This is a genomic window from Acinetobacter sp. YH12201, assembly GCF_013418145.1.
In the GTDB taxonomy this organism is placed as follows: Bacteria; Pseudomonadota; Gammaproteobacteria; order Pseudomonadales; family Moraxellaceae; genus Acinetobacter.
Genome location: NZ_VPCP01000035.1, coordinates 1 through 24,955, shown reverse-complemented (window position 1 = coordinate 24,955; position 24,955 = coordinate 1). Strand labels below are relative to the sequence as shown.

At 41.6% G+C, this 24,955-nt stretch carries 22 protein-coding genes; 17 read left to right on the top strand and 5 right to left on the bottom strand.

What is annotated here, in order from left to right:
• Nucleotides 1-192 precede the first annotated feature (192 nt).
• The 4 genes from FTU91_RS08670 to FTU91_RS08655 all read left to right on the top strand — a co-directional run bounded on the left by FTU91_RS08670 (nt 193) and on the right by FTU91_RS08655 (nt 4,137).
• Entirely contained in the window at nt 193-1,359 is a 1,167-nt protein-coding gene (locus FTU91_RS08670) for an ATP phosphoribosyltransferase regulatory subunit (protein ID WP_180041818.1), read from the top strand.
• A gap of 69 nt (nt 1,360-1,428) precedes the next feature.
• Nucleotides 1,429-2,748, top strand: a complete 1,320-nt coding sequence (locus tag FTU91_RS08665; protein ID WP_086195597.1) for an adenylosuccinate synthase — start codon at nt 1,429-1,431, stop codon at nt 2,746-2,748.
• Between the two features lie 190 nt (nt 2,749-2,938).
• The gene (locus FTU91_RS08660; RefSeq protein ID WP_166166688.1) at nt 2,939-3,247 is read left to right on the top strand and encodes a hypothetical protein; all 309 of its coding nucleotides are present in this window, start codon (nt 2,939-2,941) and stop codon (nt 3,245-3,247) included.
• Nucleotides 3,248-3,360: 113 nt separating this feature from the next.
• Nucleotides 3,361-4,137 (top strand): M48 family metallopeptidase, encoded by a 777-nt coding sequence (locus tag FTU91_RS08655; RefSeq protein WP_166166685.1) that lies wholly within the window; start codon nt 3,361-3,363, stop codon nt 4,135-4,137.
• A gap of 192 nt (nt 4,138-4,329) precedes the next feature.
• On the opposite strand, the gene FTU91_RS08650 is transcribed toward FTU91_RS08655, so the two are convergent.
• Together FTU91_RS08650 and crp are read right to left on the bottom strand one after the other, a co-directional pair.
• Nucleotides 4,330-5,379: an NADP(H)-dependent aldo-keto reductase gene (locus FTU91_RS08650; RefSeq protein ID WP_180041816.1), complete on the bottom strand. Its 1,050-nt coding sequence runs from the start codon at nt 5,377-5,379 to the stop codon at nt 4,330-4,332.
• A 185-nt stretch (nt 5,380-5,564) separates the two neighbouring features.
• Nucleotides 5,565-6,272 carry a cAMP-activated global transcriptional regulator CRP gene (gene crp, locus FTU91_RS08645; protein ID WP_166166679.1) on the bottom strand — a complete coding sequence of 236 codons (708 nt, stop codon included), beginning with the start codon at nt 6,270-6,272 and terminating at the stop codon, nt 5,565-5,567.
• 147 nt (nt 6,273-6,419) lie between these two features.
• Between crp and FTU91_RS08640 the strand changes: the two genes are divergently transcribed.
• From FTU91_RS08640 to FTU91_RS08630, 3 genes are all read left to right on the top strand, one after another.
• Nucleotides 6,420-6,842: an OsmC family protein gene (locus FTU91_RS08640; RefSeq protein ID WP_166166676.1), complete on the top strand. Its 423-nt coding sequence runs from the start codon at nt 6,420-6,422 to the stop codon at nt 6,840-6,842.
• A gap of 453 nt (nt 6,843-7,295) precedes the next feature.
• Nucleotides 7,296-9,878 carry an ATP-dependent chaperone ClpB gene (gene clpB / locus FTU91_RS08635; protein WP_180041814.1) on the top strand — a complete coding sequence of 861 codons (2,583 nt, stop codon included), beginning with the start codon at nt 7,296-7,298 and terminating at the stop codon, nt 9,876-9,878.
• Between the two features lie 224 nt (nt 9,879-10,102).
• Nucleotides 10,103-11,380 carry a DUF945 family protein gene (locus tag FTU91_RS08630; protein ID WP_180041811.1) on the top strand — a complete coding sequence of 426 codons (1,278 nt, stop codon included), beginning with the start codon at nt 10,103-10,105 and terminating at the stop codon, nt 11,378-11,380.
• Nucleotides 11,381-11,444: 64 nt separating this feature from the next.
• Here FTU91_RS08630 and rlmKL read toward each other — a convergent pair whose 3' ends face one another.
• Nucleotides 11,445-13,655: a bifunctional 23S rRNA (guanine(2069)-N(7))-methyltransferase RlmK/23S rRNA (guanine(2445)-N(2))-methyltransferase RlmL gene (rlmKL, locus tag FTU91_RS08625; protein ID WP_180041809.1), complete on the bottom strand. Its 2,211-nt coding sequence runs from the start codon at nt 13,653-13,655 to the stop codon at nt 11,445-11,447.
• Between the two features lie 225 nt (nt 13,656-13,880).
• On the opposite strand from rlmKL, the gene FTU91_RS08620 reads away from it, so the two are divergent.
• From FTU91_RS08620 to FTU91_RS08590, 7 genes are all read left to right on the top strand, one after another.
• Nucleotides 13,881-14,210, top strand: a complete 330-nt coding sequence (locus FTU91_RS08620; protein WP_180081818.1) for a hypothetical protein — start codon at nt 13,881-13,883, stop codon at nt 14,208-14,210.
• A gap of 156 nt (nt 14,211-14,366) precedes the next feature.
• Entirely contained in the window at nt 14,367-14,705 is a 339-nt protein-coding gene (locus tag FTU91_RS08615) for a hypothetical protein (RefSeq protein ID WP_180041805.1), read from the top strand.
• 223 nt (nt 14,706-14,928) lie between these two features.
• Complete coding sequence (locus tag FTU91_RS08610; RefSeq protein ID WP_086195586.1) at nt 14,929-15,945, top strand: aspartate carbamoyltransferase catalytic subunit; 1,017 nt, start codon at nt 14,929-14,931, stop codon at nt 15,943-15,945.
• A 9-nt stretch (nt 15,946-15,954) separates the two neighbouring features.
• Nucleotides 15,955-17,190, top strand: a complete 1,236-nt coding sequence (locus FTU91_RS08605) for a dihydroorotase (protein WP_180041803.1) — start codon at nt 15,955-15,957, stop codon at nt 17,188-17,190.
• A gap of 161 nt (nt 17,191-17,351) precedes the next feature.
• Entirely contained in the window at nt 17,352-18,839 is a 1,488-nt protein-coding gene (locus FTU91_RS08600; RefSeq protein ID WP_180041801.1) for an OmpA family protein, read from the top strand.
• A 142-nt stretch (nt 18,840-18,981) separates the two neighbouring features.
• Entirely contained in the window at nt 18,982-19,779 is a 798-nt protein-coding gene (locus FTU91_RS08595) for a Rossmann-like and DUF2520 domain-containing protein (protein WP_180081816.1), read from the top strand.
• 32 nt (nt 19,780-19,811) lie between these two features.
• On the top strand, nt 19,812-20,486 hold the full coding sequence (locus tag FTU91_RS08590) for a trans-aconitate 2-methyltransferase (protein ID WP_180041797.1): 675 nt from the start codon (nt 19,812-19,814) through the stop codon (nt 20,484-20,486).
• A gap of 60 nt (nt 20,487-20,546) precedes the next feature.
• Here the strand turns inward: FTU91_RS08590 and trmB are convergent, their stop codons facing one another.
• Nucleotides 20,547-21,263, bottom strand: coding sequence for a tRNA (guanosine(46)-N7)-methyltransferase TrmB (trmB, locus tag FTU91_RS08585; protein WP_166166644.1), 717 nt, complete (start codon nt 21,261-21,263; stop codon nt 20,547-20,549).
• Nucleotides 21,264-21,396: 133 nt separating this feature from the next.
• A complete protein-coding gene (locus FTU91_RS08580) occupies nt 21,397-22,842 on the bottom strand; it encodes a SulP family inorganic anion transporter (RefSeq protein ID WP_180041870.1) in 1,446 nt (481 codons plus the stop codon).
• A gap of 219 nt (nt 22,843-23,061) precedes the next feature.
• On the opposite strand from FTU91_RS08580, the gene FTU91_RS08575 reads away from it, so the two are divergent.
• The 3 genes from FTU91_RS08575 (at nt 23,062) to FTU91_RS08565 (ending at nt 24,789) form a co-directional block, all read left to right on the top strand.
• Nucleotides 23,062-23,673: a glutathione binding-like protein gene (locus tag FTU91_RS08575; RefSeq protein WP_086195571.1), complete on the top strand. Its 612-nt coding sequence runs from the start codon at nt 23,062-23,064 to the stop codon at nt 23,671-23,673.
• Nucleotides 23,674-23,860: 187 nt separating this feature from the next.
• Complete coding sequence (locus FTU91_RS08570; protein WP_180041795.1) at nt 23,861-24,442, top strand: NAD(P)H-dependent oxidoreductase; 582 nt, start codon at nt 23,861-23,863, stop codon at nt 24,440-24,442.
• Nucleotides 24,443-24,468: 26 nt separating this feature from the next.
• Nucleotides 24,469-24,789, top strand: a complete 321-nt coding sequence (locus FTU91_RS08565; protein ID WP_180041793.1) for a putative quinol monooxygenase — start codon at nt 24,469-24,471, stop codon at nt 24,787-24,789.
• Nucleotides 24,790-24,955 lie beyond the last annotated feature (166 nt).

The window sequence follows — 24,955 nt, the reverse complement described above, 5'->3', positions numbered from 1 at the left end:
TGCTGATCAATCGTGAATGATTCAGCTGATTCAGTTTTTTAAACGGCATAAATTAGTTGGTAAAAAACGAACAAATCTGCAAAAAGTCATGTGCACAGCTAAAGTGATCGTGCTAGACTAGGAGAAATCGGGTGTGCTCCCGATTTTTTTATGCGGATTACTTCCGCGCTGACAAGTATTTAGGTTTACAACATGCCCATTTCAGAGACATGGTTATTACCTGATGGTGTAGCTGATGTATTACCAGAACAAGCGCAAGTAATTGAAGCTTTGCGCCGTGAAGCATTGGATTTCCTCGCATCTCGAGGTTATCAGCTGGTGTACACGCCATTTATCGAATACATCGAATCTCTTTCTTCTCTCTCAGAATCGAATCAAGATTTAGACTTGGCCACTTTTAAAGTCATCGACCAGCTCTCTGGTCGTTTACTTGGTGTGCGTGCCGATATGACACCGCAAGTGGCCCGTATCGATGCGCATGTACATCCGGTCGAAGGCGTAGCGCGCTATTGCTACGCTGGCACGGTTTTACACACCAAACCTCAAGGTTTTAATACCACGCGTGCACCGCTGCAACTGGGTGCGGAACTTTTTGGTTCAGACAGTATTGATGCTGACGTCGAAATGATTGACGTGATGCTTAACTTATTAAAAACAGCAAGTTTTGTAGATGGCATCCATCTGGATTTAGGTCATGTCGGCTTATTCCGTAGTCTGGTTAAACATGCTGGTTTAAGCAAGGCGGAAGAAAGTCAGCTTTCGGATCTTTATCAACGTAAAGCATTGCCTGAACTTGCTGAATTTACACAGGAATTAAAATTTGGTGCAGATTTTTATGCACTGGGTCGTTATTCAAGTGATTTAGATGCTTTAGAAGCCAACCTGAGTGCTGAAATTATTGCAGACCCGGCATTCAAACAGGCATTTGACGCAGTAAAAACCACACGGTCTGAAATTCAGGCACGTTGGCCAGACTTGCATATTGGTATTGATGTTGTAGAGCTTCGTTCATATCACTACCACACCGGTTTAATGTATGCCGTCTATGCACCAAACCGTGCAGCACCCCTGGCTCAAGGCGGTCGTTATGACGGTATTGGTGAACATTTCGGGCGTGCGCGTCCTGCAACAGGCTTCTCTTGTGACTTATATGCACTCAGTGCAGGTCAGTTCAAGCAAGTTCAAAAAGTGGTTGCACCGAAAGGGACAGACAAAGCATTACTGGATGCAATTGCTGCTCTGCGTGCACAAGGCTTAAGTGTTATTCAGTTATTAGGCAATGACGATTTAAACTCAATTCCGTTTGCGACTCACCAATTGGTGAATGTAGCAGGGGAATGGAAAGTCGAACAGATTTAATGACCTGAATCAGTATTGAGTCACTGATTCAAGTTTTCAATTTTAACAGCATGATGCAATGAGGCTATTATGGGCAAGAATGTTGTGGTACTCGGTACCCAATGGGGCGACGAAGGTAAAGGTAAAATCGTTGACCTGCTCACAGATCAAGCGGCAGCGGTCGTTCGTTATCAAGGCGGACACAACGCAGGCCATACTCTTGTGGTTGGTGGTAAGAAAACTGTATTACACCTCATTCCATCTGGTATTTTACGTGAAAATGTACTGTGCTTAATTGGTAACGGCGTGGTTCTTTCACCTGAAGCGCTTATTAAAGAGATGGATATTCTTGAAAAAGAAGGCGTGCCAGTACGTGAGCGTTTACGTATTTCTCCAAACTGTCCGTTAATCCTTCCAAACCACATTGCACTTGACCAAGCGCGTGAGAAAAAACGTGGCAATGCAAAAATTGGTACAACTGGCCGTGGTATTGGTCCCGCTTACGAAGATAAAGTTGCACGTCGTGCAATTCGTGTTGCTGACCTGGTACGTGGTGGTGAACATCTTAAAGCTCAACTTACCGAGCTTCTTGAATACCATAACTTCCAATTAACTCAATTCTACGGTGTAGAAGCAGTTAATCTTGAAGATGTACTTGCTCTTTGCGACCAATGGCGTGAAGTTGTTGCTCCATTAGTTGTGGACGTAACAGGTGAACTTCATAAATACCGTAAAAACGGTGATAACATCATGTTTGAAGGCGCGCAAGGTTCACTTCTTGACGTTGACCATGGTACATATCCGTATGTAACTTCTTCAAACACGACTGCTGGTGGCGTAAGTTCTGGTTCTGGTCTTGGTCCATTACACCTTGACTATGTATTGGGTATCACTAAAGCGTACACAACACGTGTAGGTGCTGGTCCATTCCCAACTGAGCTTGTTTACGATGCTGCGAACGATGTGGGTGATGCAATTGGTAAACACTTGGGTACTGTAGGTTCAGAATTTGGTGCGTCTACTGGCCGTCAACGTCGTTGTGGTTGGTTCGATGCTGAAATTCTTCGCCGTTCAGTAGAAGTAAACTCACTTTCTGGTATCTGCTTGACTAAACTTGACGTTCTTGATGGTTTAGAAGAAGTGAAAATCTGTGTCGGTTACGAAGCTGCTGATTCTGGTTGCGTAGGTTCTTCTGATGCGCTTGCATTCGAAACTTTAAAGCCAATTTATGAAACTATGCCAGGCTGGTCTGAGTCTACTTTTGGTGCTAAATCAATTGATCAGTTACCAGAAGCCGCACTTAACTACGTAAAACGTCTTGAGCAATTGATTGAATGTCCAATCGACATCATTTCAACTGGTCCAGACCGTGAAGAAACGATTATTCTTCGCCATCCATTCGAAGCTTAATCTGCCAAGAATTAAGATGTACAAAAAGCCTCGCATTTGCGAGGCTTTTTTTGTCCATTTCATTTGGAAAATATATCTACGACCAGTATGCAGACTGTTTTGCCCGACTAAAGTTGCATCAGAGAATACTGTTTAATTTATTTGCGCTTGCTAGAATGTTAAATATAAAAGAAATACAAGGTTGTGCATGATGCATAAAAATATATCAGCGACGATGTTTTATTCATTACTGTTTGCAATGGGTGGGGCACCGACCATTGCCATGCTGGTTATTCAGGCACAAACACAAGATCCCGCAATTATTAATGCAGCACTTATTGGATTAAGCGTTATCATTGCCTGTATTCTGGTCCCCATTGTTCTGATTCAAAATGCATTTTTATTTTTTAAGCGCAAAAATGAACAACTGGAACAGAAAATTAAACCCCTTTCCCAGATATACTTGGGGCTAAATGTTTTATGTTTGCTTTATTGGCTTAGTTTTCAATTTCTTAAATGACCTTGTTTACATAAATGATATGATTGTGAAGAGAATATCAATTTAAAGATTATTCACTATTTCATATAATCTCCTGAAAAGAGATATCTAGTTTTAAGGCGGAGATTATTATAATGAACAGCAAGCTGATTTTAAGTTTGTGTGCAGCGAGTGTAATCACTATTTCAGGTTGTACCACTGTAGCGGATATGGCTGGGGCAGATTCATCCACATTAAATGTTACTGCTGCGCAGGGCTTTAATAAAACTGTTCAGGAAGCAAGTGCCAATAAAACCTTAGATACTTCATCTACCACTTATAAGCGAATTAATTCGGTATTTTTACGTCTAAAACCTTATGGTGATCAAATCAACCAGACAGGCCAAAAGTTTGACTGGCAATTGGCTGTGCTGAAATCAGACCAGATTAATGCTTATGTGGCACCAGGGGGTAAAGTGGTGTTTTACACTGGTATTGTGAATAAACTTAATCTGACCGATGCTGAAATTGCAGCTGTGATGGGTCATGAAATGGTGCATGCCCTGGAAGAACATTCCAAACAAAAAATTGGTGCACAAGCTTTAACTGACCTAGCTTTAAACATTGGTTTAGGCTATGCAGGCAATAATGTCGGTCAATTGGGTGCAGCAGCAGCTCAGTTAGGCACACAAGTGGGTGTGGGCTTGCCATATTCACGTAGTCTTGAAAGCCGTGCAGACCAAGGTGGTTTAATGCTAATGGCACGTGCCGGTTATAACCCGCAAGCCGCGATTACCCTTTGGGAAAAAATGAACAAGTTAGAAGGTGCAGGTGGTACATCATTCCTGTCGACTCACCCTTCAAATGGTCAGCGTATCGAAGCAATGCGTAAAAACTTGCCTGCAGCTCAAGCTATTTATAACAGACGCTAATTGTTGTTTTATTCATAAAAAAGGATGCCTATAGCATCCTTTTTTGCTTTTACTCCCTCTTCCTATGGGGGATGAGCATCCTCAGAATATATTCTGAGTGCGCAAGGGAAGATGGTGTCCATAATTTCGAAGTGATCGAATATAAAGCTTTAACTTTTCTAATTTCATTTTAAAGCAGTGCTTAAAATGAAATTAGGGCGCTGGATTCGGCTGCTGGCGGTGAATATCTTCAATGCCCTGTAAAACTTCTGCTGATAAATCAATGTCAAAAGCCTGAATATTTTCTTTCAGTTGATCCAGGTTGGTTGCGCCAATAATGGTACTGGTGACAAAGAACTGCTGCTTAATAAATGCCAATGCCAGTTGGGTTGGGGTTAAGCCATGTCGCTCTGCAAGCTGAGCATACTGTTCAGTTGCCCATTCACTTTCAGGATTGCTATAGCGGCTAAAACGGGAAAATAGGCTGACCCGTGCATTGGCTGGACGAGCACCATGGCGGAATTTACCGGTCAAGTAACCAAAGGCTAAAGGGGAATAGGCAAGTAAGCCGACATTTTCATAATGGGCAATTTCAGACATGCCAATTTCATAAGTCCGGTTCAACAGGCTATACGGATTTTGTACGCTGACAAATTTTTCCAGGCCTAACTTTTCAGCCAGATGTAAAAATTTTAAAGTTCCCCACGGGGTTTCATTGGACAGCCCAATATAACGGATACGGCCTTTTTTAATTTCATCACTTAAGGCGCTTAAGGTTTCTTCTAAGGCAGTGACTTGCTGTTGATTGTGCGCTTCTGTATTGCCATAACCCAATTTTCCGAAGAAATTGGTTGGACGTTGTGGCCAATGCAATTGATACAGGTCAATATAATCACTCTGCAGGCGTTTTAACGAGCCATCGATTGCCGAGCTAATCTCAGCTGCAGTAAAGCGTGTTTGGCCATCACGGATATGGCTGCCGCCTTGTGAGGGACCGGCGATTTTTGAGGCAATGAACAGCTGGTCACGCTGACCACGTTGTGCAATCCAGTTGCCCAGGATGGTTTCTGTTGCTCCTTGAGTCTCAGGTTTTGGTGGGACCGGATACATTTCTGCGGTATCCCAAAAAAACAACCCCTGATCCAGAGCATATTCAAGCTGTTGAAAGGCCTCTGCCTGGGTATTTTGTTCACCAAAGGTCATGGTGCCTAAACAAATTTCAGGCACAAGAATCCCTGTATTGGCTAAAGATTTGAGTTGCATAGAGGTTGATCCCTTAATTTTTATCAAGTTTAACATTGTGCATTAGGCTAACTGATTTTTGCATCAGGGTTAAATCATGAATTGTTTTAAAGTTGTCATAAAAAATTTAAAAAGAACAGGTTGCAAATTACGGACATAAAAAAAGCAAATCTTAGGATTTGCTTTTATGGTGAATGGAAGAAAACTTATTCTTCATCATCCTCGTCTTCTAAAGCTGCATTGCTATCTTCAGCAGAAACATCATAAATCAGGATGGCTTTACCATCAGTCTGGATCATGCCTTGTTCTTCCAGTGTTTTGAGGACACGACCGACCATTTCACGGGAACAACCAACAATACGGCCAATTTCCTGACGGGTAATACGGATTTGACGTCCATTCGGTAAAATCATGGCTTCTGGTTGAGAAGACAGGTCAATCAGGCAGCGTGCAATACGGCCAGATACATCAATAAATGCCAGGTCAGTCACTTTACGAGTGGTATTTTTTAAGCGACGTACAAGCTGGGCAAATACGGCATAGCTCAGGTCTGGATACTGTTTGCTTAATTCGTGGAAGTTTTCATAGGTGATTTCGGCAATTTCACATACGTCGCGTGTACGAACTTCTGCAGTACGTTGTGGATTTGCTTCAAAAAGACCCATTTCCCCAAAAAAGTCTCCAGCATTCAAATAGGCAACCACAATTTCACGATCATCATCTTCACGTAAAATAATGGATACCGAACCTTTTAAAATCAAATAAAGCGATTTTGATTCTGAGCCTGCATCTACAATTGCAGTGCGTTTTGGATAACGATTTATATATGCACGTTTTAATAATGCTTTTACTGACTCAGGGAGTTGACCAGGAGACAGCGCATCAGTGCTAAGTTGTGAAAAGTTTGAAGTCATGCTAACGGTTCCGAATATGGATAATTAATAGATCGCACAAGACCTAAAGTGAACTTGTCACACAGAAGAGCTGAAATTCCTTATCAACTCAATTTATGTTAGTGTACAGGTACGTCGTAAATTTATAGTTTTTTTCAGGTAGTTGCAATGCAAACAAGCGTTCATTGGCTAGAGAATGTTGCTTTTGAAGCAAAATCGGAAAGTGGTCACCAAATTGTAATGGATGGGGCCGAGGCATATGGTGGTCAAAACCGTGGACCACGTCCTATGGAGTTGATATTAATGGGACTTGGTGGCTGTGCTTCCTTTGATATTGTGACTATTTTAAAGAAATCTCGCCAAGATGTGACGGATGTTGTATGTCAGCTCAAAGCTGAACGTGCGGATAGCATCCCAGCCGTGTTTACCAAAATCCATTTACATTTTGTGGTAACGGGTAAAGCAGTCAAAGAAAAACAGGTCGCTAAAGCAGTTGAACTTTCAGCTGAAAAATACTGTTCTGCAAGCAAAATGTTATCGGATGGTGGGGTGGAAATTAGCCACGATTTTGAAATTATTGAAGTTGAATAATGAAATCCAGATGGCAATCCATTTTTGGATTGCCATTTTTATTCTGCATCACAATTAAAAATGTATAAAGTAAAAACGAATTTCACTCTAAGAGGGATTCAACAGTAACCCATTATACTTTTGATGAATCCTGTCTTCTAAACATGCATTTCTAGAATATTCATCAAGCTGATTGATGTATTCATAATCACAATAGTTTTTTAAAAGCTTTGATGATCCCATTCCTTATTAAAAGATACAAAATGCCTAGGGAAGAGAATTTCATACATAAATGATTACAATACGCTTGAAAAAATTAGCTTAAACACCCATATTATAACTAACATCCAAGCTTTATATTAATTTGGTTTAGTTGTTGAAAATTAAAAATATTTTTTAAAAATGTTATTGAAAAATATCAAGCCATTCCCATCTATTATCCAAGTACAAAATTTGTTGTGAGGAAAAATAAGAATGCGTTTTGAAAAATTTACAAATCGCTTGCAGCAAGCCTTATCAGATGCTCAGTCTCTGGCCATGGGTAAAGACCATACTGCCATCTCAGGTATTCACATTTTATCTGTGTTACTGGAAGAGCCTGCCAATATCAGCCTGTTTCAGCAAGCCGGAGCAAATCTGCGTGATCTGCAAACCAAAGTGCAGCAAGCGCTTCAAGATGCGCCGACCATCGCTAATCCAACTGGGGACATCAACTTAAATCCTGAAGCGGTACGGGCTTTAAATCTGGCGGACAGCTATGCCCAAAAAGCCGGGGATGAGTTTTTATCTACCGACTGGGTGCTACTCGCTTTAGCGGAAACTGGTGCAACCAAAACTTTATTAAATAATGTCGGCGTAACTACTGAAAGCTTACGCAAAGCGATTGAAAAAATTCGAGGTGACGAAAAAGTCATGAGTAATACCCATGAAGATCAACGTGATTCACTTAATAAATACACCATAGACTTAACTGAACGTGCCATGTCCGGCAAACTTGACCCTGTGATTGGTCGTGATGAAGAAATCCGACGTACCATTCAGGTCTTGTCACGCCGTACCAAAAATAATCCGGTACTGATTGGCGAGCCTGGAGTGGGTAAAACGGCAATTGTGGAAGGCTTGGCACAACGCATTGTCAACGGTGAAGTTCCGGAAGGCCTGAAAGGTAAACGGGTTTTATCTTTGGACTTGGGTTCATTGCTGGCTGGTGCAAAATATCGCGGTGAGTTTGAAGAGCGATTAAAAGCAGTTCTGAAAGATTTGGCCAAACATGAAGGCGAAATCATCCTCTTCATTGATGAATTACATACCCTGGTGGGCGCAGGTAAGGGCGAAGGTGCCATGGATGCAGGCAATATGCTTAAACCTGCATTGGCCCGTGGTGAGCTGCGCTGTGTTGGTGCAACCACATTAGATGAATACCGCCAGTTCATTGAAAAAGATGCTGCACTGGAACGCCGTTTCCAAAAAGTATTGGTCGATGAACCAAGCGTTGAAGATACTATTGCAATTCTGCGTGGCTTAAAAGAGAAATATGCGACCCATCACGGGGTACAGATTCTGGATTCAGCGATTATTGCCGCAGCGAAAATGTCGCACCGCTATATCACTGACCGTCAATTGCCCGATAAAGCCATTGACCTGATTGATGAGGCAGCTTCGCGGATTAAAATGGAAATTGATTCCAAACCTGAGCCACTCGATCGTTTGGATCGTCGCCTAATTCAATTGAAAATGCAGCTGGAAGCGGTGAAACAGGATGCAGATTCGGTAAGCAAGGCAGAAGTCAGCCATCTGGAAAAACAGATCGAAGAAGTACAGAAAGAATACAGTGATCTGGAAGAACAGTGGATTGCTGAAAAACGACTGGTTGAAGGCACCAGCCAAGCGCAAGTTGAACTCGATAAAGCGCGTACCGCATTTGAAAAAGCCCAGCGTGAAGGTGACTTGGCAGAAGCCAGTCGTTTGCAATACGGGGTTATTCCTGAATTACAAAAACGTCTTGCTGCAGAAGAGGTTGCTGAGGAAAATGGTGAAGAACCGAAACTGATCCGTACCAAAGTTACGGAAAATGAAATTGCCGAAGTGGTCAGTGCTGCAACCGGTATTCCTGTAGCGAAAATGCTGCAAGGTGAACGCGAGAAATTGCTGCATATGGAAGAATTCCTGCATAACCGTGTGGTAGGGCAGGATGAAGCCGTAGTAGCAGTCTCTAATGCAGTACGTCGCTCACGTGCAGGATTGTCTGATCCGAACCGTCCAAGTGGTTCATTCCTGTTCCTCGGACCAACCGGGGTGGGTAAAACCGAATTGACCAAAGCCTTGGCCAACTTCCTGTTTGACAGTGATGATGCCATGGTGCGTATTGATATGAGTGAGTTCATGGAGAAACATTCGGTCAGCCGTTTGGTGGGTGCGCCTCCGGGGTATGTCGGTTATGAAGAGGGCGGTATCTTGACTGAAGCGGTACGCCGTAAACCTTATAGCGTAGTGTTGTTTGATGAAGTGGAGAAAGCACATCCAGACGTATTTAATATCTTGCTGCAAGTACTGGATGATGGCCGCTTAACCGACTCGCAAGGTCGTGTGGTGGACTTTAAAAATACGGTGATTGTGCTGACTTCAAACCTGGGTTCGCAAGATGTCCGTGAATTGGGCGATAACGCAACTGATGATGAAGTTCGTGCAGTGGTGATGGCGGCTGTATCTCAACACTTCCGTCCAGAATTTATTAACCGTATTGATGAGCTGGTGGTGTTCCATTCACTGAAAAAAGCGCAAATTCGTGGTATTGCCGATATTCAGCTGGACCGTTTGCGTGCACGTTTAAGCGAAAAAGACATGCGTCTTTCAGTGGATGACACTGCATTTGATCAGTTGATTGATGCCGGTTTTGACCCGGTATATGGTGCTCGTCCATTGAAGCGTGCTATCCAGCAACAAGTAGAAAATACATTGGCGCAAAAAATCCTGAGTGGTGATTTTCTGCCAGGAGATACCATTTTCGTAAAAGGGGAAAATGGTCATCTTGAATTTGAAAAAATGAAATTAAGTTAATTTGCTGTAAATAGAAAAAAACCTGGCTTCGGCTGGGTTTTTTTATGCCTGACAATTTCAGTCGAAAAAGTGAAATTTTAGGTAAAAAATTGACATAATTTTTAAAGTTTTTTTTGGTTTTTTATGTGTATAAGTTATTAATTATTAAAAAATAATTATCTTTTATTAAAAAATTTAATTATACTTATTATTTAATAAAAACATATAAATCTAGAGCAGATACTATGTCAAAATTAACTTGGGGTCTGGGAAGCATTGTGGTATTGGCAACAGCGGTCATAGGAGGGAATTTATATGCAGACAAAAGTTTAACTTCCTATTATCAACAGTCTCAAAAATCAAATTTCATGTCGATTCAGTATAAAAATTTTAATATGGGTGCGATGCAGGGTTCTGCCGACTGGACGGCCGAATTTACTCTTGATCCCTGTAAGCCTAAAGATATCCTGATGATTAGCGGTCAAGATAAAATCAAGCGCAGCTGGAATGGCTATCAGATTCAATCAAAAATCTCACTAAAGCAAGGTGATGCAACCTTCCAACGTTTACTGAAGCAACCGTTAACGGTTCAAACAAAAATTGATTGGTTGGGAAGAATGCATACTTCACTCGTCACTCCGGTGTATGAGAAAAATGATGCAGATATACAAACCCGCATTGATCCCATGACTTTTACAATGCTTGCCAAATCAAAAGATGATCAATTCGATGTGTTGAATGTAAAATTTCAAATTCCGAATATGACGGTGAATGATAAGTTGGGCCAGATGCAGATGCGCGATTTAGAGTTTGAAAGCAATCATGGCTTAAACACGGTTCTGAAGGAGGGGGAAGCTCGTTTAAATATTGCTTCAATTCAGCGTACGGATCGAAATGTACAGCAGTTTGGCAGTGGTGAATTAAAAGGCTTTGCTTTGCGGGTAAATACTCAGCTCGATAAAACCAAGGTTGCTTTTGATACTCAGGTCAAAATTGATGAAATGACCATGTATAAAACTCCTAGTTTTCATGATTTTGAAATGAATTTTAAGCTGACTGATCTTAATCGACAAAAAGTGCAGAATTTTTTTGATTTATTGGAAAAAAGTAGTGCAGCATGTATAGCAAAAGAAGAACTCAATCAGGATATGGTGAGCAGTTTCCTGGCCATTGTAAATGACGGTTTTGCTTTTGAATCGCAGAATAATCAAATTAAGGTGGGTGAGGGTTATGCCAAAGCCAGCCTGACAGGAAAGGTGATGCCGGGGCATCAATCCTCTTTTGAAAGTTTGGTTAAAATGGCACCGAATCTGGTCGAATATCAGGCCAATCTTGAATATGATAAACAGATCATGAAAACCATCATGAAAAACTATCTGCAACAGGGCGGTAAAACCTTATCTGACCAGGAACTTGAGCAAATGCTGGATGGTATGCAGCAGACGCTGCAAGCGAAACGGGAAGGTGATATCTTAAAAATCGGTATTGAATATAAATACGGTGAAAAGAAATTTTTAAATTAACATATGTAAAAACAAAGGCTGCCAGATAGGCAGCCTTTTTAGTTAGTGCAGTATCTAAAATATATTAGCCATTTTGTGGATGTTGAATTTTCCATGCACGGTGGATTTTGGTATTACGTTTAAAGTCTGGTCCAATGGTTTCATTGGTAATTTCCTGAACATCAAAGAACGCCAGAATTTCTTCATCCATCTCGAAACCACGATAGTTATTCGAAAAGTATAAAGTTCCTTCTGTAGTCAGGCGGTTCATGGCACGCTTGATGAGGGATAAATGGTCACGTTGTACATCAAAGGTACCATAAAACTTTTTCGAATTCGAGAAGGTTGGCGGATCGATAAAAATGAGGTCATATTGTTCATGACCTTCTTTTAGCCATTCAAAACAGTCACTGGCAAAGAACTGGTGTTGTTCATCGGCATGATCTACGGTTAAACCGTTCAAGACAAAGTTTTCTTTGGACCAGTTCAGGTAAGTGTTGGATAAATCGACACTGGTGGTACTGGCAGCGCCCCCTAAAGCTGCGTGTAGGCTTGCTGTAGAGGTATAACTATACAGGTTGAGGAAATGCTTTCCTTTCGCTTCTGCTGCAATACGCAAGCGCATTTGACGATGATCCAGAAACAGGCCGGTATCCAGATAATCCGTCAAGTTGACTAAAATTTTGGCTTTGCCTTCCTGTACGATAAAACGTTTAGACGCAGTACTCTGTTTAGTGTACTGGTTTTTACCTTCCTGACGTGCACGGGTTTTAATGAAAATGGCATCACGACCTAAACCGGTCACTGCACGAATGGCTTGTAAAGCAAGATTAAAACGCTTTTTAGCTTTTTCCGGATCGATGGTTTTTGGTGGTGCATATTCTTGCACATGTAAACGGTCACCATATAAATCTACCGCAACATTAAAGTCAGGCAAATCGGCATCATATAAACGCAAACAGTAAATGTTTTCTTTTACTGCCCATTTTTTTAGATTCTGCATGTTTTTTTGCAGACGGTTGGTAAAGTCCTGAGCACCTTCAATCGGCTCGAATTGCTGCGGTTGCCAGTGAGCCAAGAACGGTTCTGATACTGGTGCAGGCTTAATAATGCCGAAACGTACATAAATCGGCAGTTTACCATTCATCAAACGCAGAATTTGCGGTTCATTGAATGCCAGCACGTCGGCTTGTTCAACCTGCGCAGCAATTACCGCAGCATACTGGTTCGGGAAGTTCTTTTGTAGCAGGGCAGATAAACCTAAATATAAGGCACGGTTAGAGGCTTTGTCACCTAAACGCTCACCATAAGGCGGGTTGGTGACAATAAATGAGGTTTTGCCTTCAGCCTTGAAATCAGGCCAATCAGCCAGCGTGCGCTCTTCAATTTTGATATGGTCAAGCAGCTTTTCAAAACCGGCTGCAATGATGTTTTGCTTGGTGGCCTTGACTGCTTCCCAGTCTGCATCATAGGCATAAAACTGCGGTAAAGGCTGTTGTTGCAATGCTGTTTGATGGCGTTCTGCGGCTTCTGCCTTAATTGACATCCACAGTTCATGGTCGTGACCATTCCAGCCATTAAAGCCAAAGCGACGTACCAGGCCAGGAGCACGGTCAGTCAGCATCATCAATGATTCAATGATAAAGGTCCCTGAACCACACATCGGGTCGAGAATAATATCGGGATTACGTTTTTTTAATTGGGCTTTTTGCAGAATGGCTGCCGCAAGATTTTCTTTAATCGGCGCATCGGTCATGTAATGACGATAGCCACGTTTATGTAAGGAATCGCCAGATAAATCCAGACAATAGGTATGCGCAGTTTTACCAGCAAGTACATAGAGGGTAATTTCTGGCTGTTTGATGTCGATACTTGGGCGTTTACCCACAGCTTCCATAAAGGAATCCACCACACCATCTTTTACCCGTAAAGTTGCGAATTGTGTATTGACCTTGATTTCACGTTCTACATGTAAACGAATGGCAAATGTACTTTGTGGTGCGAAAATGAGTGACCAGTCAAAGTTGATTGCACCTTCATAGAGCTCTTCTGCAACATCACGTGCGTCATGGGTAAATTCAAGTTCATGAACATGAATAGGGGTTAAAACACGTGAAGCCAAACGAGACCACATGCAAATACGGTATGCATCTGCCAGTGTGCCTTTGAAAATCAAACGACCCGGTAACTGTTCAATATTTTGAACACCTAAACCTTCAATTTCCTCGCGGAGTAAGGTTTCAAGACCATCTGCACAGGTGACCCAGTAATTGCTTAAACGTGAAGAGGTATTCATAAAATAGAGAGACCGAAAAAATAAAATAAAAACTTGTATAAGTTTAACTTATTTTAGTGCTGAAAACTTTTTATATTTTGAAAACTTCAAGCGACTTAGGTCAGTGTATTAATTATAAAAAGCTCTAAATGTTGGAATAAAAAGCCAATTGAAAATTCAGACGATATGTAAAATTACATTGCGCTTAAAAGTAAGTTTTAAAGTTTAATGAATGGATTTTATTGAGTGAAAAATGTGAATATTACAGCAAAAAAGGATGATATTTTTTCAGTTGCGACATTATTATATGCACGCTTAAGGAAAGTGAATAGCCGGGTTATTGATGTCATGTATTTAATGCAGGATCGTTCCTATGCACATCATGTGGTCACACTTGCATTTGAGACAAAGGATCCAGAGCTTGCCAGCTATGTGGAACGTTTGCGAGTGCTTTTAGACTTACAGGATGATCGTGAACTTACAAATGGAGAAGATCAACAGATTCGTCTTTCGAAGGAAAATAATGCCAATAAAAAAGTTTTTGACGAAGGCCATGTAAGTTTTAGCCTATTCTAAAATATAATAAAAACATCATTTTAAGAGAGCTCATATGTTGAATCATGTGAGCTTTTTTTGATATTGGTACAGATATTGCTGCATAGCCCAGTGAGGCTGCTTGATCAAGAAGAGCACTTGATGCCTCACTTTCTTTTTTAGAGATGGGAATGACAAATGTCAGAAAGTGTAATCATTACAAATGAAGTTTTTTCAGTGGCAACACTTATTTATGCACGGTTAAGACGGGTATCAGGGCGTGTGATTGATGCAAGCTATCTTACAGAGAATGTCGAATATGCCGAACATGTGGTGGCAATGGCGAAACAGACACAAGACCCTGAATTACTTCGCCTAGTTGAACGTTTGACTAAAGTGCTGGGACTAAAAACTGATGAAGAGCCTGAAAATGAAATTCAGTTCACCCAACATGAAGAATTAATTTCGGTTGAACCCACTCAAGAAGATATAGAGCGTGCACAAGGGGCAAACCGCTACATTGGGGCTCTACGTTAGTTGTCTAGGGTAACTCGGAATCAGGCTGAGTTACCTGTTTTTATTTTAAAAATCAGATGGCTAAATCATTGAATGGTTAATTTATCTTATTGAAAAATTAAATGGGAATTATATTTTTTATTCCAAATACCGAGCTGCTTTTTAGACAAGTAAGATCAAGCTGAACTATTTAAATCGCTTAAACTCTGTATAATACGTTGACTTAACGTATAAGGAATCTCTCATGCACTTGGCGGCATTGCATACTCCGAGCCAGATTCAACTCAACCAAGATGGTAACTTAAAACACTTCCTCACCATCGAGGGTCTTTCTAAAGAAACACTCACAAAAATATTGGACACTGCGCAGTCCTTTTTTAATGACCAAAATCAGCTGATTACCAATAATCTTCTCGAAGGTCGTACGGTGATGAACCTGTTTTTCGAGAACTCTACCCGTACCCGTACCACTTTTGAAGCTGCAGCAAAGCGTTTGTCTGCCAATGTGCTCAACATTGATATTGCGCGTTCTAGTACCTCTAAAGGCGAAACCCTGCGTGACACCTTGTGGAATCTGGAAGCCATGGCAACCGACATTTTTGTGGTGCGTCATTCATCTTCAGGTGCGCCGCATTTTATTGCCAAAGATGTCTGCCCGAATGTTGCCATTATTAATGCCGGTGATGGCCGTCATGCACATCCGACACAAGCGATGCTGGACATGCTGACCATTCGCCGTGAAACCAAAAAGAATTTTGAAGATATCAGCATTGCCATTATTGGTGACATCAAGCATTCACGTGTAGCACGTTCAGATGTTGCGGCACTGCAAACTTTAGGCTGTAAAGATATCCGTGTGATTGCGCCAAATACCTTGCTGCCTTATGGTTTTGCTGAATATGGCGAAGGTGTCCGTTTATTTAACAACATGGAAGAAGGCATTAAAGATTGCGACGTGATCATTACCCTGCGTATTCAAAACGAACGTATTGATTCACCCGCTTTATCTTCACAAGCTGAATTTTACAAAATGTACGGTCTGAACAAAGAGCGTCTGGCTATGGCAAAACCGGATTGCATCGTGATGCATCCAGGCCCAATGAACCGTGGTGTGGAAATTGATTCCAGTATTGCCGATGGCACCCAGTCAGTGATTCTGCATCAGGTGACCAACGGTATTGCAGTACGTATGGCGGTATTGGCTCTGGCAATGCAAGGTCAGTTGCAAGAAAAAGGTTTGTTAGAAGCGGTTGCGGGATAAGGGAAAGTCATGAGTATTGTAAAAATTGAAAATGTACGTGTCTTGGACCCCATCAATAAAACCGACAGCGTACAGACTGTATATATTGAAAATGGCAAACGAGTTGCTGAAACTGCTAATGTCACTGAAACGATTAACGGGCAAGGTAAATGGCTGATGCCAACTATGGTGGATCTGTGCGCGCGTTTACGTGAACCGGGTCAGCAGCAGCATGGGACTTTAAAGTCTGAAGGCAAAGCTGCCCGTGAAAACGGTATTCTGCATGTGTTTACCCCACCAGACTCAAAACCGATCGTACAAGACAATGGTGCTTTAATTCATGGTCTGGTGGAAAAAGCCATGCTGGATGGTGGCATTTATTTGCAGGTGATTGGTGCACAAACGCAAGGTTTGAAAGGCAATCAACCTGCCAATATGGCGAGTCTGAAAAAGGGTGGCTGTACTGCAGTTTCCAATGCCAATGCACCGTTTGCCGATGATGATGTAGTGATTCGTACCCTGGAGTATGCTGCTGGGCTGAATATGACCGTCGTGTTCTATGCGGAAGAACCACAAATTGCCAAAGACGGTTGTGTGCATGAAGGCTTTATTGCTTCACGTCAGGGCTTGCCGATGATTCCAGCTTTGGCTGAAACCGTTGCGATTGCAAAATATCTGCTGATGATTGAAGCGACTAAAGTCCGTGCTCACTTCGGCTTATTGTCTTGCGGTGCTTCTGTGGAACTGATTCGTATTGCAAAAGAAAAAGGTTTGCCAGTAACTTGTGATGTGGCTATGCACCAGTTACATCTGACCGATCAGCTGATTGATGGCTTCAATTCACTTGCTCATGTACGTCCGCCTTTACGTTCCGAGCAAGACAAGAACTTGCTGCGTCAGGGTGTGAAAGATGGCATCATTGATGCGATTACGACTCACCATGAACCACTGAGCAGTTCTGCAAAAATGGCGCCATTTGCTGAAACCCAACCAGGTTTTACTGCATTTGATACATTTGTACCTTTTGGTATTCAACTCATCAATGAAGGTTTATTTGAGCCTTTGGAGTGGGTGGAAAAAGTTACCGTTGCACCGGCAAAAGTAGCAAACATGCTAGAACGCTGGACTGAAGAAGCGGGCTGGGCTTTGCTTGATCCTCAACTTGAGTGGACAGTCAGCAAAGAAAGCATCGTGTCTCAAGGTAAAAATACCCCGCTGATTAACCAGAAAGTGGTGGGTAAAGTGATTAAAACTTTTGCGGCTTAAGCGATTAGATTGAATGTAAAATTTAAGAAAGTCAGCTTCGGCTGGCTTTTTTATTATTGAAAAATAATAGTATTCAAATAATACAATTTATTACACTGACTAAAAAATGAACGAATAGACTAAAAAAGGACATGATAAAAAGACAATAAGAGGAATAAGCCATGAATCTTAATTTGATTGATTTATTAAAGCAGAAAGTATCTGCAACGGTTTTGGAGGGTGAAACCGAATACCTGAGTGAGAAAAGTCAGGCCTTAAGTAGTTTTATCCCCATTTTGTTATCTATCTTCAAATCTAAACCCGAGTTTATTATAAATTTACAGAATCAATTAAATCCAAGACTGGGCGATATCTTCAACATCAACCCCTCTTTAAAGCAGGAGTTTTTGCAACAGGTTTCCGGCACGGTACCGACCGAAACAATCGAATCAACTCTCAATCGTTCTATAGCACCCACCTTGGGGGTATTGGAAAATGAGGCTGGATCTTCCGAACCCGGTGCGATTACCCATCTGATTGAAAGCCATTGGCCTGCTGTAACCAGTGCCTTGCCACATTGGGCTCCTGCACTCCTCAGTGCTTTAGGAATCAGTACGGCATCAGGGCAAAGTCTACATCAAGCGCCACCCGTTGACCCTTATCGGGTCACTGAGGGAAAAAGGAAATCAGGCTTTTTAATTCCCTTGATTGTTTTCCTTATTTTAGCTGTGCTATTAGCATTTATTTTTAAGTCGTGTTCAGATAAAAAACAGATCAGTCCAGCAAGTGGCATACCTGCTGAAACTGCGAGTAGTGAACCGGCAAAATTACAGTTAAGTACCGGTTCGACAGGAGATTTAACCACATGTCAGCTCTATTCCGGCAATGCAAATTATATTGATATTTTACAACAAGAAATTAAACAGATTTTTAATCACAACATCGGTTGTGGTGTAGAAAACAATAGTCGTTATCATTCAGAATTTATCGATCAGGATGTCATTCCAAGCGTATTGAAACTGCTCAAAGGTGTACCTAATGTCTCATTAACCTGGATGGGAGATCAGCTCTCCATTCAGACTGCTCATCCGGCGGATGCTGAACAGCTTGCAGCTCAAATTCGTCCTCTAGCGAAAAACATGACTGTGCTGACTCCGGCTGGAATGCAGAGTGCATCAGCAGTTGTAAATCCCGATAGTGCCATTGCTACCGGAAATAGCAATTCAGAACAAGCATTGGCGGAAATTAATCCAGAGCAGATTCGTGCACTGGATATTGCAACCGCACTGAATATGCAGATTATAAATTTTGCTACCGCAAGTGCCGAGATTCCAGATGCCAATAAATCGATTCTGGATCAGGCTGCTGCATTGATTAAACGCGCGCCACAAGTTCAATTAACAGTAAAAGGGCATACAGATGCCGTAGGTAATGCTGAGGCGAATAAAGCATTATCACAAAAACGTGCTCAAGCCATTGTAGATTACCTGGTCAAACAGGGTGTTGATTCGTCGCAGTTGCAAGCAGTAGGGTATGGTTCGGAACAACCTGTAGCGGATAATGCAACGCCTGAAGGACAGTTTAAAAATCGCCGTATTGAGTTTGAAGTATTAAATACCGAAACAGGTGTGGTGCGTGAAGTGGATGAGCAGGGTGTAAATAAGCAGTAATAAGTGAAAGGTCAACTTTATCTCGGTTTAAAAAAAGTACACTTATCCATACATATTGAATTGCAATTAAATAAAAGGACGAATTGATTCGTCCTTTTATTATTGGCATGCTTGTACAGAATTGTAAAACGTGAACTTAGCTATGCGAATTAGTTTTATTGGTGCGGGACGCGTGGCGCATCATCTGGCTGCTGTTTTAAGCCAAAATCATCAAATTGTACAGATCTATAGCCGGACTTTAGAACATGCCCAGACTTTGGCAAGTCAGGTCACTGCACAGGCAATAGTCAATATTGCAGAACTTCAAGCAGATGTGGATTTGGTGATTATTGCAGTGAGCGATCAAGTAATTGCTGAGGTCATTCAACAGGTGCATGCACAATTAGCCGATGTCTTGATTGTGCATACCTCAGGCAGTACCGATATTCAAGTTCTGGCAGAGGTTCATCCACGTGCCGGAGTATTTTATCCTTTACAAACTTTTAGCCTGGCCCGAGAAGTAGATTGGCAGGCCACGCCATTGTTTGTGGAAGCAGTCCAGCAGAATGATCTGGCGCAATTGACCAATCTAGCAAATAGCTTAAGTTCACGAGTCTATCAATATTCATCGGCGCAACGTTTAAGTCTGCATTTGGCGGCTGTATTTGCCTGTAATTTCAGCAATTATTGTTATGACATGGCGAAGCAGGTGGTCGATGCACAGCAAGTCGATTTCTCGCTGCTTTACCCGTTAATTTTGGAAACCGCCCATAAAGCTGTACAGCATGACCCTAAGCAGATGCAGACCGGGCCTGCAATGCGGGGAGATCAAAATATCCTGAATATGCATCAACAGATGCTGGATGATGCCAAACGGGAAGATTTGAAAAATATTTACAATCTGATGAGTCAACAGATTTTGCAATCGCATCATCCTGATGAGTCACTTAAACTTAAATAAATTTAGGCCATGCATTGTAAAGGGAGGCACTTATGGCAAAGGATTTTAATAGCCAGTATGTGGTAGATGGTTATGATTTACACATCCGTAAGCTCATTCCTGGTTATGAAGTGGTACATCAGCAAATTACAGCTTTATTAAAAGCTTATGTGGATGAGTATGCGCATGTGCTGATTGTCGGTTGTGGTACGGGCTATGAGCTGGGTCATCTGGTCCAGTTGTTTCCTGACTGGACCTTTACCGCAACAGAGTTGTCGCAAAACATGCTGGATAAAGCCAGACATCATATCCACACCTTAAATGCATCACATCGGGTGGAATTTGTATTGGGTGAGGTAGACCAGTTAAAAACGGGCCCATCCTATGATGCAGTACTTTCCATTCTGGTGACGCATTTTGTCAATTATGCAGATAAGCCCAAGTTCTTTAAGGCTATTTCTTCGCATTTAAAATCGCAAGGAATATTCATAACTTTTGACTTAACCAAAATAAACTCGGTCTATGAGCTGGAAACATTAAAACAGATTTGCGAAGCCAATGGTTTGACCCCCGCACAAGCTGCTGCCATGGTAGAACGCATGGAGGATGATTTTTATCCATTATCGGAGCAGGAAACTTTTGAACAACTGAAAGCGAGTGGTTTCGATGCTGTGCAGCGGTTTACCCAGATTTTATCCTATCAAGGTTATATGGCGATAAAAGCTTAAACTTTGAGTATAAAAAATGGCTCATTGATATGAGCCATTTTTTTATTCTGTCGATTAAGGTTATTTGATTTTCTTGAACAGGAAGTCGTTAATTTTATGACCTTCCTCTAAACCGCGACGTTCAAATTTGGTTTGTGGGCGCCAGTCTGGACGTGGATAGCTGTTGCCTTTGCCGGCCATATTTTCAAGGTTTGGACGGTTATCTAAAACGTCCAGCATCCATTCAGCATAAGGTTCCCAATCGGTTGCTGAGTGGAAAGTCCCGCCCATTTCCAGTTTCTGTTCCACCAGTGGCATACGGTCATGCGATACAAAGCGACGTTTGAAATGACGTTTCTTTTGCCAAGGATCAGGAAAATACAGCTGAATGGCATTAATGCTGTTGTCTGGCATTTCACGAAGCACCTGAATGGCATCGGCATCCAATAAACGTAAGTTAGTTAAGCCTGCCATACCGGCTTCATACACACATTGTGCGATACCCGGAACATGGACTTCAATGCCGACATAGTTGCGTTCAGGATTGGCTTTTGCCATGAGTACCAGTGAACGACCCATACCAAAACCAATTTCCACCGTAAGTGGGCGTTCAGGATGTTCAAAATGCTGACGCAAATCACCCACCGGATATTCCAAAATTAGCTGACCATATTGTTCAAGCGCAGTACGTTGAGAGGTATTCAGCGGAGATGAACGGCGCATAAAAGTGACAATTTCGCGATGTTCATTCAAGTTGTCCAGCTCTACGACTTGCTGGTCTAATTGATCGTTCGACATAACTTTGGCAAATGTAAAAAATTCGAATGCGGTATTTTAAGTCCTGCGCCTAACAAGTCAAACTTTTCTCGGTTTTTTCGGTCGCTAAAAGCAGCTTTAAAAATAAAAGAACATGAAAGCTGTTTATCTTTCATCAGGATTGATTGTATTGATCAATCAAGGTACTGCTGGCCTCATTCAGGCCTATCACTTCAACCTCAATATTTTGATCTTTAAATTTTTGCACCACGTTATTCAGCATATTCACTGAAGTAATATCCCAGACATGGGCATGACTCAGATCAATCACAACTTTGGAAATATTTTCTTTAAAGTCAAAAAACTGGAAAAATTTTTCGGAACTGCTAAAGAAAATCTGACCATAAATGGTGTAATGACGCATCTCCCCCGTACAGCTGGATACGACTTTCACCGCACTTTCCAGCTTGTTGATAATAAACAGCGCAGACAGCAGTACACCAGTCAACACGCCTAAAGCCAGGTTATGCGTTGCCAGTACTACAATCACCACAGCAATCATCACCACATTAAATGCAGCCGGATGCTGACGGAACTGTTTCACTGAATCCCACTGGAAAGTGGTGAAGGCCACCATCACCATAATCGCTACCAATGCTGCCATCGGCACATAAGCTAACCAGTCTTTGAAGAAAACGACCAGGCAGAGTAAAAATACCCCAGCCACCAAAGTCGACAGTCGGGTACGTGCACCTGAAGAAACGTTAATAATCGACTGGCCGATCATGGCACAACCAGCCATACCGCCCATAAAACCGCTGACAATATTGGCAATTCCTTGGCCACGACATTCTTGATGGCGGTCAGCCTCCGTTCCGGTGACTTCATTAATCACCGTGGTGGTCATCATGGTTTCCAGTAAACCGACCGTAGCAAGGGTGATGGAATAAGGAAAGATGATCTGTAGTGTTTCAAAGTTCAGCGGAATGTCTGGAATCAGGAAAATTGGCAAAGTATCGGGGAACTGTCCCAAATCACTGACAGTACGCATGTCGGCACCCAAAAATACTGCTAAAGCACTCAGCACAACAATACAGACTAAAGGAGAGGGAATGGTTTTGCCAATTTTGGGCAGATAAGGAAACAGGTAAATAATGCCTAGTCCCAGCACCATAAATAAATAGCCTAAGCTATCCATTTTATTAATTTCCGGCAGTTGTGCGGCAAAAATCAAAATGGCGAGAGCATTTAAAAAACCATACACCACAGACTGCGAGACAAAGCGCATCAGTTTTGCGACTTTAAAATAGCCTGCAATGACTTGAATGATGCCGGTTAAAATCGTCGCTGCCAGTAAATATTGCAGTCCATAATCTTTCACTAAGGTAATCATTAGCAAGGCCAGGGCACCTGTAGCCGCAGAAATCATGGCAGGACGACCGCCAAAGAAAGCAATCGTTACCGCTATACAGAAAGAGGCATATAAGCCTACTTGCGGGTCAACACCAGCGATAGCCGAAAAAGCAATAGATTCGGGAATTAAGGCTAAACCAACCACCAATCCGGCCAACACATCGCTACGGATATTGGAAAACCATTGTTCTTTTTTAAGGTTAATCACACGAATTGATTTCATCAAATTTTAAAGGTGCGTATGGTAAAACAAGTTCAGTCAAAAAAGCATATGAATTTGACTTGAAAATATGCGAAATTTAGACAATATTCAGAAGGTAAATGATTTTTATATATTTACGCTTTTTTGCAATTTACAGGTTTGATCACTTGAAAGTTTGTTAGAAGCCATTTAAAACAGTGAATAGACATATAACAAGGATCAGGTATGAAGCTTTATTATTCTCCAGGTGCATGCTCTTTAGCGTCTCACATTATTTTGAATGAAATTAATGTAGATTTTGACTTGGAACGCGTTGATTTAAAAACACACAAGACAGAAAAAGGGGCTGATTATTACGAGATTAATCCTAAAGGTTATGTTCCAGCTCTAGAAATTAATCCAGGTTTGATCCTTACTGAAAACGTTGCCATTTTACCTTTCCTTGCTCAGCACGACCCTAAACAAGATTTGATTCCGCCATCCGGGCTAGGACGTGCCAAAGTTCTCGAATGGTTGGGATATTTAAACTCAGAATTACATGATGCTTATGCGGTTTTCTTTGGTGCTCCCTTGGAGAAAGAAGCAAAAGAAAAAGCTTATGCAGAAATCGACCGTTTATTGACTTATATCGATAAAGTGATTGGCGAGTCGGATAATGATTATCTGGTGGATGATAACTTTGGCCCGGCAGATGCGTATCTATTCGTATTAACCAACTGGTCGAATGGTATTGAACATGACTTAATGCCATACAAGAACATTGTTGCCTTGCGTAATAAAGTGGCAGAACGTCAGTCAGTACAGATTGCTATGCGGGATGAAGGTCTCATTCCTTAATTTTTTATATTGATTTAAAAAGCACCTTTAGGTGCTTTTTTCAGGTTTAAAAATTGGTTGGATGTGGGATGATCTATGGTTTTATTGTTGATTTTTTATCAATAGTATTTTGCAAATTCATGAATTTTTATCAATAAGATCTTTGAGTATATTGGCCTTATGAAAATATATGATTCAAGGCGAATAAATGAGTAATATCCTGATTGTGAATGGTGCCAAGCAGTTTGCACACTCGAGTGGCGAGTTAAATGACACCTTGACTGAATTGGCAAATGCTGTGCTTGGTGAACTGGGGCATAGCGTTAAAATTTCCCGTGCCGATAGCGACTATGAAATTCAGCAGGAAATTCAAAAATATGTCTGGGCCGATATCATTATCTATCAAATGCCGGGATGGTGGATGGGTGCGCCGTGGACAGTAAAAAAATATATGGATGATATTTTTACGGCAGGTCATGGCATTTTATATGCCAGCGATGGCCGATCACGTTCGGATGCATCGAAAAAATATGGTTCAGGTGGCCTCATCCACGATAAAAAGTATATGCTATCCTTAACTTGGAATGCACCCATCGAAGCGTTTAATGATCCTGAGCAATTTTTTCATGGTGTTGGGGTCGACGGGGTATATCTACCCTTTCATAAAGCCAATCAATTTTTGGGTATGCAAAGTTTAGAGACTTTCATTGTGAATGATGTGATTAAAATACCCAATGTTGCTCAGTACGAACATGACTATCGTCAACATCTGATGGATATTTTTGCTTAATTGATCGGTTGTTTAAGGAGCAGGTTATGTTGATTGTGATTGCCTATATTCAGATTCGCCCAGGTGACCAGCATCGTGAAAATGTATTAAATGCATTTAGAAAAATAACACCTGTTGTTTTGCAGGAACCGGGCTGTCATGGCTATGAGTTGCTGATGGATCATGAATTGGACGTTGATTATCAGACCAAAATTCCGGATTCAATTACCATGCTAGAACAGTGGCAAAGTCTTGAACATTTAAATGCACATTTACAGACTCCACATATGCAAGCCTATCAGCAACAGGTTAAAGATGACGTGCTAGATGTAAAAATTCGGATTATGCAAAAGGGCTTAGTCAGTTAAGTACATTTTTCTTAACATATAAAAAAGGACTCCTCTGAGCACTGCTGTCCCACAATTTTTATAAGAGGAAGCTCACATGAGCTTCCTCTTGTTTGATGGGGATTTTATCGGGTGAAAATAACGCTTTTAAGGTTTTTATTTCAAATAAATTCACCTGAATTATTCT

What these genes read in the sequence shown, in the direction of transcription:
- trmB (WP_166166644.1), bottom strand. Translation starts at nt 21,263, where the DNA reads ATGTCGAACGATCAATTAGACCAGCAAGTCGTAGAGCTGGACAACTTG.
- FTU91_RS08670 (WP_180041818.1), top strand. Translation starts at nt 193, where the DNA reads ATGCCCATTTCAGAGACATGGTTATTACCTGATGGTGTAGCTGATGTA.
- rlmKL (WP_180041809.1), bottom strand. Translation starts at nt 13,655, where the DNA reads ATGAATACCTCTTCACGTTTAAGCAATTACTGGGTCACCTGTGCAGAT.
- FTU91_RS08590 (WP_180041797.1), top strand. Translation starts at nt 19,812, where the DNA reads ATGGCAAAGGATTTTAATAGCCAGTATGTGGTAGATGGTTATGATTTA.
- FTU91_RS08660 (WP_166166688.1), top strand. Translation starts at nt 2,939, where the DNA reads ATGCATAAAAATATATCAGCGACGATGTTTTATTCATTACTGTTTGCA.
- FTU91_RS08665 (WP_086195597.1), top strand. Translation starts at nt 1,429, where the DNA reads ATGGGCAAGAATGTTGTGGTACTCGGTACCCAATGGGGCGACGAAGGT.
- FTU91_RS08565 (WP_180041793.1), top strand. Translation starts at nt 24,469, where the DNA reads ATGTTGATTGTGATTGCCTATATTCAGATTCGCCCAGGTGACCAGCAT.
- FTU91_RS08655 (WP_166166685.1), top strand. Translation starts at nt 3,361, where the DNA reads ATGAACAGCAAGCTGATTTTAAGTTTGTGTGCAGCGAGTGTAATCACT.
- FTU91_RS08595 (WP_180081816.1), top strand. Translation starts at nt 18,982, where the DNA reads ATGCGAATTAGTTTTATTGGTGCGGGACGCGTGGCGCATCATCTGGCT.
- FTU91_RS08640 (WP_166166676.1), top strand. Translation starts at nt 6,420, where the DNA reads ATGCAAACAAGCGTTCATTGGCTAGAGAATGTTGCTTTTGAAGCAAAA.
- FTU91_RS08570 (WP_180041795.1), top strand. Translation starts at nt 23,861, where the DNA reads ATGAGTAATATCCTGATTGTGAATGGTGCCAAGCAGTTTGCACACTCG.
- FTU91_RS08610 (WP_086195586.1), top strand. Translation starts at nt 14,929, where the DNA reads ATGCACTTGGCGGCATTGCATACTCCGAGCCAGATTCAACTCAACCAA.
- clpB (WP_180041814.1), top strand. Translation starts at nt 7,296, where the DNA reads ATGCGTTTTGAAAAATTTACAAATCGCTTGCAGCAAGCCTTATCAGAT.
- crp (WP_166166679.1), bottom strand. Translation starts at nt 6,272, where the DNA reads ATGACTTCAAACTTTTCACAACTTAGCACTGATGCGCTGTCTCCTGGT.
- FTU91_RS08650 (WP_180041816.1), bottom strand. Translation starts at nt 5,379, where the DNA reads ATGCAACTCAAATCTTTAGCCAATACAGGGATTCTTGTGCCTGAAATT.
- FTU91_RS08630 (WP_180041811.1), top strand. Translation starts at nt 10,103, where the DNA reads ATGTCAAAATTAACTTGGGGTCTGGGAAGCATTGTGGTATTGGCAACA.
- FTU91_RS08600 (WP_180041801.1), top strand. Translation starts at nt 17,352, where the DNA reads ATGAATCTTAATTTGATTGATTTATTAAAGCAGAAAGTATCTGCAACG.
- FTU91_RS08615 (WP_180041805.1), top strand. Translation starts at nt 14,367, where the DNA reads ATGTCAGAAAGTGTAATCATTACAAATGAAGTTTTTTCAGTGGCAACA.
- FTU91_RS08605 (WP_180041803.1), top strand. Translation starts at nt 15,955, where the DNA reads ATGAGTATTGTAAAAATTGAAAATGTACGTGTCTTGGACCCCATCAAT.
- FTU91_RS08575 (WP_086195571.1), top strand. Translation starts at nt 23,062, where the DNA reads ATGAAGCTTTATTATTCTCCAGGTGCATGCTCTTTAGCGTCTCACATT.